Raw genomic sequence first — 12,929 nt, 5'->3', positions numbered from 1 at the left:
GACGGTGCAGCCGGTAGAAGTAGGGTAGCCGAAGCGGCATTGCAGGTGCGGTAAGGGTGAATCAGATAAGCTATTCGTAACGCCAGTGAAAGTAGACAACCCCGCCCAAAACGATGAGCAGAACGCCAATCAGCGGGATAAACGACGAGGTAAGAGCCGTTGCTGCCCCAATAAGCAGCAGCGACCCAAGGGCTACCAACAGGGTTGCCATAACCAGCGGGGTATAATCGCGGGAAGGGTGCCGGGGCTGGCGTCGCGCTTTGCCGTACGCGGAGGTATGGCGAGTGGTTTCGGAGTGGCCTAGGCCACTTCTGCGCGGCGGCAGCACTCGGGTAGCTTTCGGGAGTTGAGCAGCGTACCGTTTAGCGGTACGTGCTTGCGGCTGCCTGGAAAGAAGCGGTGAAGCTGATGGCGAGATTGACGAAGCTTTAGCAGCCGTAGCATTTGTAGCTATCGGAGCTGGCACAAATAGTGGCCTAGCCGGTGCCGATGACTGAAAACTGAAAGCCGCCCGCTCACTTCGACAGCCGATAACTACTAGCAGGGATAATAAAGAGTAACGGTAATGCATAGGCCACCTAAAAAATAAACGGACTGCCTACAAGTAAGGCAGTCCGTTGTAGATATCATATAGTGAGCAGGTTAGAACTCCAGTATGGTTTGCTCAATTATGTCGCAGGCCTCGTGGAGCTGCTCTTCCGTAATGACCAGCGGCGGCGCGAAACGTATGATGTCGCCGTGGGTAGGTTTGGCCAGTACACCGCGCTCCATCAGCGTCACGCATACATCCCAGGCAGTGCGGCCGTCGGCGTGGGGCTTAATGACCACGGCATTCAGCAGGCCTTTGCCGCGCACCAGCTCCACTACTTCGGGGCGCTTGGCCTGCACGCGGCGCATACGCTCCCGGAATACCTCGCCCAGGGCGCGGGCATTTTCCGTCAGTTTTTCGTCGAGAAGCACATCCAGGGCAGCGCGCAGCACCACACTAGCCAGCGGGTTACCGCCAAACGTAGAGCCGTGCTGGCCGGGCTGAATGGTGAGCATAATTTCGTTGCGGGCCAGCACCGCCGATACCGGCAACACACCGCCGCTCAGGGCTTTGCCCAGAATCAGGATATCGGCGTGCACGCCTTCGTAGCATACTGCCAGTAGCTCGCCGGTACGGCCTAGGCCAGTCTGAATTTCGTCGGCAATGAACAGCACCTTGTGCTCTTTACACAGCGCCGCCGCTTTGGCCAGGTAGCCATCGGAAGGCACCATCACGCCGGCCTCGCCCTGAATAGGCTCTACCAGGAAACCGCATATGTGCGGATCCTGCAGAGCTTCGGTTAGGGCCTCCAGGTCATCGTAGGGCACCACTTGGTAGCCGGGGGTGTAGGGCCCGAAGCCGCCCGTAGAATCGGGGTCGGTGCTGAAGGAGATGATACCGGTAGTGCGGCCGTGGAAGTTGTGCTCGGCTACAATGATGACGGCCTGGTTCGGGGCAATGCCCTTTTCCTGATAGCCCCACTTGCGGGCCAGCTTCAGAGCCGTTTCCACCGCCTCGGCGCCTGAGTTCATCAGCAACGCCTTATCGTAGTTGAAAAGCTCACACAGCTGCTTTTCGGCGGCGCCCAACTGGTCGTTGAAGAAGGCCCGCGAGGTGAGAGTAAGCTTTTGCGCCTGCTCAGTGAGGGCCCCAATGATGCGTGGGTGGCAATGGCCCTGATTCACCGCCGAGTAGGCCGAGAGGAAATCATAATAATGCTTGCCATCAACATCCCACAGATGCACACCTTCGCCCCGGTTGAGCACTACCGGGAGCGGGTGGTAGTTGTGGGCGCCGTATTGATCTTCGAGCGCCATGAGCTCTTGGCTGCGGCCGCGCAAGGTAGGGGCGGAAGTATGGGAGGTAGTAGCAGACATAACACGAAAGGTTGGGTGGGTAAACAAAGCGGGGTATTCAAATTTACGGAAAAGCCGCCGGGCCAGGCTGCTTTCCTACTGCAAGGTATCCATCAGCTTTCCGACAAAGTTGCCTTCCTCAGAACCATCTGGCTGGCTAATTGTCCAGTCGAGCACCGCTTTTTCCGGAAACTCGATGAGTTGCCCGGTCTGGTACTGCTGCACTACCGCAAGGTCGCTGGCAATGATGCCTTTGATGGAAGATCCCTGCCATTCTCGCACCCGCACAAACACCTGCTCGAAACGGCCATCAGCATCATAAATGCGCGTAGTCAGGAAAAAGGCCTGGCCGGCCGCTAGGCCACTCTGGAAGCGCTGTTTGGCTTGGGGCAGCGTTCGGCGGGCCTGTTTCACGGCAGGGGCAATGACCTTGTCTAGCTGATGCAGACCTTTATCGTCTTCCGTCTTCAGTACCGAAAGGGGCCTGTCGGTAGGGGCGTTGGCCGAAACGGGAGCATCGTTGCGGAGCTGCTGCGCCCCGGCGGTCAGCGTGCCCAAGCAGAGCAGCGAGTTGCATAACAAGAGGCCTAGAATAGTGCGCGAAGTCATAAAACGGGAGGTGATAAAGCCACCGCCTGTCATAGGGCCGGCCCTCCGCAAGCTACTAAAAAGCCTCAGCCGCTAGGCCACTTGGCTGGCATTTAGTGGTCAGATAGGGCGGCCAGGCGCTCTTCGAGCTCCAGAAATTTACCTAAATGATTGCCCTCCTCCGAGCCATTGGGCCGCAGCAATGCCCAGTCCAGTACCGCAGCCTCTTCAAACTCTGCAGGGGCAGCGGCAACCGAGGTGCCATCTGAGTGCAGGCGCACAATATGGCCTACCACACGGCCTGCTTCCCAGGAAGCCACGCGCACCACCACAGGCTCTGGCACAGCCGCCTCGTTGAGGATTTGGGCCGTTAGGTACAATTGAGAGCCTGGCGGTAAACCACGCGAATAGCGCTGTCGGGTTTGGGCAAAGGTGCGGCGAGCTTCCTTGAGCGGCGCTTCCGGAAGCTTTTCATCGGCATTCTGTTCCAACTGCCCCACCAATGCCGCTATGGAAGCTGGCACTGGTTGCTGGCCTAGCACAGGCGTGGCAAGAAAAGCAGCAAGCAACAAGCAGAGGCAGTAGCGCATACGCAGCAGTATGAAGAAGCAGTGGCCTAGCACAAGCCAGACCTGCTAGATGGAGATACTAGCATACAAAAGAAAGGCCGCCAGAGTTTTGCCGGCGACCTATCTGCCAGACGGGTTGTATCTTGCCGCCTCATTCGCTTCTTCTGCTTTGCCAAGTTCCGCGCCTCAGCCACTTCAACCCGGCGACTTTTACTTTACCCCCGAAGGTTACATGGTTTTCACGGAGCAGTACCATCTGCGGCGGGGCTCCTGCTGCGGAAATGGCTGTCGGCATTGCCCTTGGCAGGCTGCGAAAGAAAAAAAGAAGCCCTCTACGGGCCGCTAAGTAGGCTAACGCGCTATTTTTCAGCCTCCCGGTTTGCTTCTATCCGAGAAATACCGATATTTGCGTCCCTTTTTCCAGCATTGAAACCTCTAAGCTCCTTATATCATGGCCCGAGTTTGTGATCTGACCGGCAAGCGTACCCGCGTAGGCAACAACGTTTCGCACGCCAACAACAAAACCAAGCGTAAGTTCTACCCGAACTTGCAGAAAAAGCGCTTCTACATCCCTGAAGAGGATGCTTGGGTAACGCTGAAAGTAGCTACCAGCACCATCCGGACTATCAACAAGAACGGCATCATGTCGGTCCTGAAGAAGGCCAAGGAGCAAGGCTTCATCGTTTACTAGTCTAAGCAAAAGGCTAGAAAAAGCAGCGCCACGCTTCCGCTTGGTGCATCATCGGGTCTTTTTTCGAAAAGATTTGGCTGGTGCCCAAAGCGGAAGGGTGGCGCTGCTTTTTTGCTAGGCCACCTAGCGCTTGCTTCCTGCCATTTTTTGCGGAAGTTGCAACGCCTCAGACCCCAGAAGCCATGGGCTTGCTCCCAGCGCAACGCTCGGAGTTGATGCTGGTCTTTGCGGTTGCTATGCCTTACTCTATACTTGCTCGTGCGGCCTGGCCCGCACTCCCCGCGTTCCTGCTGACTGGCCTACTGGCCCTCACCTCACCTACCACTGCGCTGGCCCAGCGCGCCGCTGGCCCCGACCGTCCCACCGATTTCCTGGACCCCGCGTTTCATAAGCAACGCCGTGAGTTGGTGCGCCAGGCGCTGCCGCCTGGTTCAGTAGCCGTGTTGTTTGCGGCTCCCATCCGGAACCGCGCCAACGATGTGGACTTTGTGTATCATCAGCATCCCGATTTTTATTACCTGACCGGGTATGAGGAGCCGGATGCTATGTTGCTGCTGTTCAAGGAGCCACAAACCATTAAGGGCCAATCGGGCATCACGGAAGCCCTCTTTGTGCAGCCCCGCGACCCGAAAGCGGAGCAGTGGACTGGTCGCCGCTTAGGCACGGAAGGCACCCGGCAGCAACTGAAGGTGCAGTACGTGGCCGACAACAAGGACTTTGCTACAGCAGGTATTCCGTGGAGCAGCTTCCAGCAGGTCAACTTTCTGGCGTTGCCTGCTGATATGCGCAACGATGCCAAAGACCCCGCCGACCTCCATGACCTGGTAGCCACCTTCCGGCAGCAGGCCGCCGTGCCGCCCAGCTTCGATCCTGGCACCGAGCAGGCCTATAAGCTCATCCAGCAATACGGCCTGAAGGCGGCTGACCGGCTAAAGGTGTATCTGCAGGATATGACTCAGGGCCAGCCTGCACTCGGCCAAGATGCGTATGTGCAAGGGTATCTGGCGGCTAAAACAACGGCTGAGCGACAGAAAGCCATAGTCAACAAACCTACCAGCCGCTATGATGGCAGCTCGCTGGATGAAATCCTCGACCAGTTGCGTGCCCTGAAAACGCCGGAGGAAATAGCCCTGCTTCGTCGGGCCGTCCGGATTAGTGCCGTAGGCCAGCAGGAGGTTATGAAGGCCACGCGGCCGGAAGTAGGCGAACGGGAGCTTCAGGGGCTGCACGAATACGTGTATCGGAAATACGGTGCCGAGTTTGAAGGCTACCCCAGTATTGTGGGGGCCGGCAACAATGCCTGCGTACTCCACTACATCGAGAATGACAAGCCGCAGGTAAAGAACGACTTACTACTGATGGACTGCGGCGCCGAGTACCACGGCTACTCGGCCGATGTAACGCGCACGATTCCGCCCTCCGGCAAGTTCAGCCCCGCGCAACGCCAGATTTACGAACTGGTGCTGGCCGCCCAAGAGGCTGCTTTCAGGGAGTGCAAGCCCGGCAAAGAATTTCAGGCGCCTCATATGGCTGCCCAGAAAGTAATTGCCGAGGGCCTCACGAAGCTGGGCATCATCAGGACGGCCGAGGAAATGCGCACGTATTTTCCGCACGGCACCAGTCACTATCTAGGCCTAGATGTGCATGACCGCGGCAGCTACGGACCGCTGCAAGCCGGGAATGTAATTACCGTAGAGCCGGGCATCTACATTCCCGAAGGCAGCCTCTGCGACAAAAAGTGGTGGAATATTGGAGTGCGTATTGAGGACGACGTCCTGATAACGCCCAAGGGCTACGAGAACCTATCCAGCGAAGCACCACGCACAGTAGCGGAGATAGAGTCCTGGATGGAAAAGCCAAGTGGCCTAGACGGGTTTAAGCTGCCAGAGTTAAAATAGTACGTCAGTATAGCTGCATATTTATGCAGCTTCCTAACTCCCTGAATTATAGCCTTGCTATAGTTCAGGGAGTTTTATATATTGTACTAACTTGATAAATAATTGGCTTAATCAGGGCTTCTGAGCAGAGGCTCACGCCAAACTCGTGCCTAAGTGGTGCCTCGAGTGAAGTAAATAGATAGAGAGGCCAAGTACTTGCCGTTCAGCCTGTTTTTCCATTAATAAACCACACCAGCTTATGGAAAGCCCTTCCTTCAGCCGCTTACTTGCGCTTATGTGTGTCGGCGCAACCGTTCTATCTACCGCCTGTAGCCGTACTGACGACCTGCCGCAACCGGCCAGTCAGTCCAGTATCGCCACCAATGATGCTATGTCGTCGGGCAATGGCTCGCCCAATGGCAACGCCAACTTTACCACCTATTCTGGTCCGGCTGTTAGCGTTGGAAACGGCACCGCGCGCAGTTTTGTGACGGTAAACAAGAAGGGGGTGCCCCAGGAAATCGGGGTGCGTATCACGGAGGCCGCGCTTACTGGCCTACCCACCGAGGATGTATTTCCGCCTACGCTGCTCTGGTATCAGATGGCACTTCCTGCTCAGGCAGCGTCGCTACCCATTCCCTTCAATCACTTATCTCTCGACTGGAATCCTCACGGCCACGAGCCCGTAACTATCTATACGCTGCCCCACTTCGACCTGCACTTCTACATGATCAGTCCAGCGGAGCGCGCCGTTATCAAGCCCAATGACCCACTAGGAGAGGTGCTTCCGGATGCAGCGTATATACCCACCGGTTATGTACCCGGCCCCGGTACGGTACCCGGTATGGGCAAGCATTGGCTTGACCCCACGGCTCCTGAATTTCAGGGCCAGACCTTTACCCAAACGTTTATTTATGGCACCTTCAATGGGAACGTAACATTCCTGGAGCCCATGTTTACCAAGGCCTTCCTAGAAAGAACCCAGCACGATAATTACAGAATCCCGCAGCCCGCTGCCGTTTCCCGCACGGGCTTGTATTACCCGACTCGCTACACGTATCGCCAGGATCATAAAAACCATGAGTACGTAGTGGTGCTCTATGATATGGTGCTGCGCTAGTGGTGCAAACAAAAGATACAGAGGTCCTTTGTTCGTCCCAGAGTACTATCTTTGGGGACAACAAAGGGCCTTCTGCATATTACAGCAGCCGGCTAGGCCACTTTTTTAGGCTCTGAGTACGAAAAATAGCGTTGTTTTAGGAGGAATGTTGCTGACTGTTTGTCAATTCCCCAAAGGTTTGTACCTTTGCAGTCCTTAATCCTAAAACCCCAGTCGAGATGGCTAAAAAAGGAAACCGGGTGCAGGTAATCCTGGAGTGCACCGAGCACAAAAACTCGGGCCAGCCGGGCACCTCGCGCTACATCACCACGAAGAACCGCAAGAACACCCCTGAGCGCATTGAGCTGAAAAAGTTCAACTCCGTGCTCAAGAAGATGACCGTTCACAAGGAAATCAAGTAATTGAGCAATGGCTAAGAAAGTAGTAGCAACCCTGAAAACCGCTGGCGGTAAGGACTGGGCTAAGGTTATTCGTGCCGTGAAATCGGACAAGACTGGTGCCTATACCTTCAAAGAGGAAATGGTGCCTGTTGATAAAGTACAGGACTATATCGCCACCGGCGTTAAGTAATTGGACGCCCCCGCGGCATTCCAACGTAAGTGAAGAAGTCCCGCCTTTGTGGGACTTTTTTGCGTTGTAGCGCGAAGCTCCAGCTTCGAGCCTCATTGAGCAGCCAGCAACTGGCCTACACAGGCCACATTGCTCATGCTCAGCCACGACGCGTGAAGCTGGAGCTTCACGCTACATCCTGACCGAATGGGACTTTTCGATTTTTTCAAGAAGGATAAGGAAAGCAAGGAGCAGCAGGAGTCGCTGGATAAAGGTCTGGAAAAGACCAAAGCCAGCTTCTTTGATCAGCTTAGTAAGGCAGTAGTCGGCAAGAACGTGGTCGATGAGGCCGTGCTGGATGACTTGGAAACGTTGCTGGTGCACGCCGATGTAGGCATTGATACCACCGTGAAGGTCATTGACCGCATTGAGAAGCGGGTGGCGCGCGACAAGTACGTAAGCACCTCGGAGCTTGACCGCATTCTGCGCGAAGAGATTGTGGCGTTGCTCTCAGATAACAACTCCGGCTCCACCGCCCTGCTGGACCGCCCCGATACTTCTGGCCAGCCCTTCGTGATTATGGTGGTGGGCGTGAATGGGGTAGGCAAAACCACCACTATTGGTAAGCTGGCGCACCGTTTTCACTCAGCTGGTAAAAAAGTAGTACTCGGTGCCGCCGATACCTTCCGGGCCGCTGCAGTCGATCAGCTGATTGTATGGGGCGACCGGGTAGGTGTACCTGTGATTTCGCACGGCATGAATACCGACCCCGCCTCAGTGGCCTACGATGCCGTGCAGAAAGGTGTGGAGATGGGCGCCGATGTGGTGATTATTGATACGGCCGGCCGCCTGCATAACAAGGTGAACCTGATGAACGAGCTCAGCAAGATCAAGCGCGTGATGCAGAAGGTGATTCCGGATGCGCCGCACGAAGTGCTGCTAGTGCTCGATGGCAGCACGGGCCAGAACGCCTTCCTGCAAGCCAAAGAATTCACCAAAGCCACCGAAGTATCTGCGCTGGCCATCACCAAGCTCGACGGCACGGCCCGTGGTGGCGTGGTTATCGGCATCAGTGACCAGTTCAACATTCCGGTGCGCTACATCGGGGTGGGCGAGAAGATGACAGACCTGCAGCTGTTTGACCGCCACACTTACGTGAACTCGCTGTTTAAGAAATAGGCCTAGGCCAATAAGCTCGTCATTCCGAGCGGAGCGAGATGCCTCGCTTCGCTCGGAATAACTGTTTCTAGCGCTATAGCCTTTCGCACAAAGGAACGTTCCCAGTAGGAAAAGGCGTTGCCGAGTTCGTACCTTTGCGGTCCGATTTTCGCCGCGGGCCGTAGCGGGCAACCTTCTCACATAGAAAGGATTGCCCGGCCGCCTGCCTACCCAATCCAGCATGAAAGTAAGAAGCCAGCAGGCCAATAAAGTCAACGTCATCACTCTAGGCTGCTCCAAGAACATCGTGGACTCCGAAGTACTCATGGGCCAGCTGCGCGCTAACCAGTTTGAGGTGACGCACGAAGCCGAGCAGAGCGACGCCAATATTGTCATCATCAATACCTGCGGCTTTATAGATAACGCCAAGCAGGAAAGCATCGACACCATTCTGCGCTACGCCGATGAGAAGGAAGCCGGCAAACTGGACAAGCTCTATGTAACTGGTTGCCTGTCACAGCGCTATAAGGACGACCTGGAGGCCGAAATTCCGCAGGTAGATGCCTATTTCGGGACGCTGGAGCTGCCGCAGCTGATGAAAACGCTGGAGGCCGACTACATGCACGAGCTGGTGGGCGAGCGGCTGCTGACGACGCCCAAGCACTACGCCTACTTCAAAATTGCAGAAGGCTGCAACCGTCCGTGCTCGTTTTGTGCCATCCCGCTGATGCGCGGCAAGCACATGGACCGCCCCATTGAAGATCTGGTGAAAGAAGCCAACCGCTTGGCCTCGATGGGCACGAAGGAGCTGATTCTAATTGCCCAGGACTTGACCTACTATGGCCTGCAGCACTACGGCGAGCGGAAACTGGCGGATTTGTTGCGCCACCTCTCGGATGTGAACGGAATCGACTGGATCCGGATGCAGTATGCCTACCCCTCGCAGTTCCCGCTGGATGCGCTGGACGTGATGAATGAGCGCGATAACATCTGCAAGTACCTAGATATGCCCCTGCAGCATATTTCGGATAACATGTTGAAAACCATGCGCCGCGGTATCAGCAAGCGCCGTACGGTGGAGCTGGTAGATACCATCCGCCAGCGCGTGCCCAATATTGCCTTGCGCACCACGCTGATTGCCGGTCACCCCGGCGAGACGCAGCAGGATTTTGAAGACCTCTACAACTTTGTGGAGGAAACCCGCTTCGACCGTCTCGGCATCTTCACCTACTCGCACGAGGACAATACGCACTCCTACTCGCTGCCCGACGATGTGCCCGCCGAAGTAAAGCAGGACCGCGCCGACCAGATTATGGAGCTGCAGCAGGGCATCTCGATGGAGCTGAACGAAGAGAAAGTAGGCCAGACCTACAAAGTGCTCTTCGACCGCAAGGAAAGCGGCTACTTCGTGGGCCGCACCGAGTTCGATTCGCCGGAAGTAGATAACGAGGTGCTGGTGCCCGCTACCAAAGACACGTATGTGCGCCTCGGCGACTTTGCCCAAGTACAAATCACGGAAGCCTCGGACTTCGATTTGTATGGCAAACTAATTTAACTGGCCTAGGCCACTCGGATAGAAACCCTGCTTTGGCTGATTGGCTGAAGCAGGGTTTTTTCGTTGTCATTCCGACCGCGGGGAGGAATCTGGGTTAGCCTCTAGGCCAGTTGGTAGATTCCCCGCGCTGCCCGAACAATGACAAATAGGTGCATAAAATTTACGGTGCTCAACAGGAGTGGCCTAGCCGTCAAAAACGGCTTTTGCACGATGCGCGTCGATATTCAGGTGGGAAACGTAAGTGGCCTACCAGCCGGCCGATGCTGGTTCCGACAAATACCCAGTTACTTTGTGGCGTCTGGCCGGTTATAGCCGAATTACTCTCCAATCCATGTCCGTTACGACCCTCCGCTACGCCGACACCGGCTCTTTCTCGTCTCTCCTCACCGACTACCTCAGCCGGCGCCCGGAACTCAGTCAGTACTACCACCGCTTTCCTGCTCTGAAGGAATTTGCGGCCCAGATAGAAGAAAAACAAGCCTCCTACACGCCCAAAGCCCGCCAGCGTCTGGTGGCAGGCCTACGGGAGCAGTATGCTGCTTTGCCCGAACTGAACCCGGCGGTGCAGGCCAACCTGGCGCTGCTGGAGAAGGACACTACCTTCACCATCACCACCGGCCACCAGCTTAACCTGCTGACCGGCCCGCTGTACTTTATCTATAAGATTGTGACGGCGCTCAAGCTGTGCCGTCAGCTCAAGGAGAAGTACCCGCAGCACGATTTTGTGCCGGTGTACTGGATGGCAACGGAAGACCACGATTTCGCCGAAATCAACCACCTAAACCTATTCGGGAAGAAGTATGAGTGGAATGCTGCCAACACCGGCGGCCCCGTAGGTCGGCTGCCGCTCGATGGGCTGGAGGAAGAACTGCTCCAACAATTGCCCGCCGATATTCCGGCCGCCTTCCGGGAGGCCTACACCAGCTCGGCTACGCTGGCCGAGGCCATGCGCAAGCTCACGCATGCCTTATTTGGCCAGTATGGGTTAGTAGCATTAGATGGCGACTCAGCCTCACTAAAGCAGGCGTTGGTGCCCGTGCTGGAAAAGGAAATTCAGCAGCAGGCCTCCAATAAAGCGGTACAGGCTACTAACCAGCAGCTTGAGGCGGCGGGCTACAAGCCCCAGGTGTACTCGCGCCCCCTGAATCTATTTTTCCTTACTGATGGCGGCAAGCGGGAGCGACTGGAATACGATGCGGCCCAGGACTGCGTGCAAATCACGGTGCGCAATACCAACCGATGTCATAGCCAGGAAGAGCTGCTGGAGCTGGCCCGCCAGCATCCGGAGCAATTCAGCCCTAATGTGGTGCTGCGGCCACTATACCAGGAGCTCCTGTTGCCCAACCTGTGCTACATTGGCGGCGCCGCCGAGGTGGCCTACTGGTTCCAGCTGAAGCAGATTTTCACTGATAACCAAGTGCCTTTCCCCATTCTGCTGTTGCGCAATTCCGGGCTGTACATTGGGAAGGCCAATGCCGGCAAGCTGCGCAAGCTGGGCCTCACCGCCACCGATATTTTCCGTCCGCTGCCGGACCTGAAGAAGCAGGTAGGTGCCTCGCTAGGCCAGGAGGAAGTAAGCCTCGCGGAGCAGCAGCAGGCGCTGGCGGCCGTGTTCAAGGAAGTATCAGACTTGGCCCAGCGCCTCGACCCGACTCTGGTAAAAACCGTGGCCGCTGAGCAGCAGAAAGTGGCTGGCAGCCTCGCAGGCCTGGAAAAACGACTGAGCAAAGCCGCCGAAGCCAAGCACGAAGTGGCCTACAGTCAGCTTACGGCCCTCAAGGAGAAGCTTTTCCCCGGCGGCTCGTTGCAGGAGCGCGAGGATAATGTGCTGAGCATCCTTATCAACAACCCGCAGTTCATCGACCAGCTGCTGGAAGCCTTTGACCCGCTGGCTCTGGAATTCACGGTGCTGGAAGAGGAGTAGCGGGTTTAGTGGGCGCAAAGGAAATACCATTTTTGTGTCGGCTTGGCAACTGTAGACGTCCAATGTGCATCAGGTAAGGGTATCTCTTCCTTATTCTTACAGTTGTCGATGTTCTCTACTCTTGTTTCGCTCCGCTATTTTCTGCTGCTTTTTACGGGGCTGGGTCTGCTGCTGACTGGTGCCGCCCACGGTCAAACCCTGACTGGCACCATTACGGCCGCTTCAGCCGCAGAGCCGATACCCTACGCTAACGTCGGTATTCCTGGTAAAAGCGTAGGTACCGTGGCCGATGAACATGGTGCTTACCAGCTTGCTTACACCGCTGCCCACCTAACCGATACGGTGCGCATTTCGAGTATCGGTTATGAGCCGCAACAGGTGCTGCTACGGGACCTGGTTGCTCGGCCAGGCGTGCGGCTTACTCGGGCCGCCGTGGGCCTGGGTGCCGTGCGGGTGCTGGCTCCGGGGCTGTACAAGCGCAACCGTACCTTGGGCTGCACCAGCAACTCCGAGGTGGTAATTTCCAAGCTCAAAGCCGATCATCTGGGGGCCGAAATGGGCATGGTCATCTCTCTGAAGCACAAGCCGACTAAGATTCTGACGGCTAGCTTTAACGTGCTCTATAGTCAGCCAGATACCCTGCGCTTTCGGGTAAATCTGTACAAGATGCTGGCCAATGGAAAGCCGTCGGAGGAGAAGCTGCTCACCCGTAACCTAGTCATAACAACCGCCAGCCGGGCAACAGGTAATTCTCCGCTGACTGTGGACCTGGCCGCCGACCAATTGGTGGTAGACGAGGACTTTCTGCTGACGTTGGAATGGATTGATGGAGGTGATGTGCAGCAAGTGAGCAAAAACCTGGCTTTCTCTAGCGCCCTCGGCTACGGCAACGGCTCCATATATTTCCGTAAAACCAGTCAGGACGATTGGGGAAACGTATCGTTAGGAGCACGTCTGGCGGGCATGCAGCCCAAGCTGGGCTTCTTCGTAACGGCTTTGGATTGACCGCTATTG

14 protein-coding genes are annotated in these 12,929 nt (G+C 56.3%); 10 read left to right on the top strand and 4 right to left on the bottom strand.

The window, feature by feature from the left end; translation table 11 throughout:
- Positions 1-70 precede the first annotated feature (70 nt).
- The 4 genes from CFT68_RS21550 to CFT68_RS16475 all read right to left on the bottom strand — a co-directional run bounded on the left by CFT68_RS21550 (position 71) and on the right by CFT68_RS16475 (position 3,062).
- Positions 71-328 carry a hypothetical protein gene (locus CFT68_RS21550; protein ID WP_141106598.1) on the bottom strand — a complete coding sequence of 86 codons (258 nt, stop codon included), beginning with the start codon at positions 326-328 and terminating at the stop codon, positions 71-73.
- Between the two features lie 314 nt (positions 329-642).
- Positions 643-1,905 (bottom strand): ornithine--oxo-acid transaminase, encoded by a 1,263-nt coding sequence (gene rocD, locus CFT68_RS16485; RefSeq protein ID WP_088844617.1) that lies wholly within the window; start codon positions 1,903-1,905, stop codon positions 643-645.
- Between the two features lie 75 nt (positions 1,906-1,980).
- Positions 1,981-2,493, bottom strand: coding sequence for a DUF2314 domain-containing protein (locus CFT68_RS16480; protein ID WP_170934836.1), 513 nt, complete (start codon positions 2,491-2,493; stop codon positions 1,981-1,983).
- A gap of 92 nt (positions 2,494-2,585) precedes the next feature.
- Positions 2,586-3,062 (bottom strand): hypothetical protein, encoded by a 477-nt coding sequence (locus tag CFT68_RS16475; RefSeq protein WP_088844615.1) that lies wholly within the window; start codon positions 3,060-3,062, stop codon positions 2,586-2,588.
- A 49-nt stretch (positions 3,063-3,111) separates the two neighbouring features.
- Here CFT68_RS16475 and CFT68_RS22345 point away from each other — a divergent pair, with 49 nt between their 5' ends.
- From CFT68_RS22345 to CFT68_RS16425, 10 genes are all read left to right on the top strand, one after another.
- Entirely contained in the window at positions 3,112-3,387 is a 276-nt protein-coding gene (locus CFT68_RS22345) for a DUF5522 domain-containing protein (RefSeq protein ID WP_088844614.1), read from the top strand.
- 105 nt (positions 3,388-3,492) lie between these two features.
- On the top strand, positions 3,493-3,732 hold the full coding sequence (gene rpmB, locus CFT68_RS16465; protein WP_044015540.1) for a 50S ribosomal protein L28: 240 nt from the start codon (positions 3,493-3,495) through the stop codon (positions 3,730-3,732).
- 236 nt (positions 3,733-3,968) lie between these two features.
- Positions 3,969-5,630 (top strand): aminopeptidase P family protein, encoded by a 1,662-nt coding sequence (locus CFT68_RS16460; protein ID WP_088845113.1) that lies wholly within the window; start codon positions 3,969-3,971, stop codon positions 5,628-5,630.
- Positions 5,631-5,868: 238 nt separating this feature from the next.
- Positions 5,869-6,729: a DUF5602 domain-containing protein gene (locus CFT68_RS16455; RefSeq protein WP_141106597.1), complete on the top strand. Its 861-nt coding sequence runs from the start codon at positions 5,869-5,871 to the stop codon at positions 6,727-6,729.
- Positions 6,730-6,947: 218 nt separating this feature from the next.
- Positions 6,948-7,130 carry a 50S ribosomal protein L33 gene (gene rpmG, locus CFT68_RS16450; RefSeq protein WP_044510387.1) on the top strand — a complete coding sequence of 61 codons (183 nt, stop codon included), beginning with the start codon at positions 6,948-6,950 and terminating at the stop codon, positions 7,128-7,130.
- 7 nt (positions 7,131-7,137) lie between these two features.
- The gene (locus CFT68_RS16445; protein WP_088844612.1) at positions 7,138-7,299 is read left to right on the top strand and encodes a DUF4295 domain-containing protein; all 162 of its coding nucleotides are present in this window, start codon (positions 7,138-7,140) and stop codon (positions 7,297-7,299) included.
- A gap of 186 nt (positions 7,300-7,485) precedes the next feature.
- Positions 7,486-8,457, top strand: coding sequence for a signal recognition particle-docking protein FtsY (gene ftsY / locus CFT68_RS16440; RefSeq protein WP_088844611.1), 972 nt, complete (start codon positions 7,486-7,488; stop codon positions 8,455-8,457).
- A 220-nt stretch (positions 8,458-8,677) separates the two neighbouring features.
- A complete protein-coding gene (gene rimO / locus CFT68_RS16435; protein ID WP_088845112.1) occupies positions 8,678-9,991 on the top strand; it encodes a 30S ribosomal protein S12 methylthiotransferase RimO in 1,314 nt (437 codons plus the stop codon).
- Between the two features lie 331 nt (positions 9,992-10,322).
- The gene (gene bshC / locus CFT68_RS16430) at positions 10,323-11,915 is read left to right on the top strand and encodes a bacillithiol biosynthesis cysteine-adding enzyme BshC (RefSeq protein ID WP_088844610.1); all 1,593 of its coding nucleotides are present in this window, start codon (positions 10,323-10,325) and stop codon (positions 11,913-11,915) included.
- 108 nt (positions 11,916-12,023) lie between these two features.
- On the top strand, positions 12,024-12,920 hold the full coding sequence (locus CFT68_RS16425) for a carboxypeptidase-like regulatory domain-containing protein (RefSeq protein WP_088844609.1): 897 nt from the start codon (positions 12,024-12,026) through the stop codon (positions 12,918-12,920).
- The last annotated feature ends 9 nt before the right edge of the window (positions 12,921-12,929 follow it).

Origin of the sequence: Hymenobacter gelipurpurascens (assembly GCF_900187375.1) — a bacterium.
Taxonomy (GTDB): domain Bacteria; phylum Bacteroidota; class Bacteroidia; order Cytophagales; family Hymenobacteraceae; genus Hymenobacter; species Hymenobacter gelipurpurascens.
This window is presented reverse-complemented; position numbering and strand designations above follow the sequence as displayed.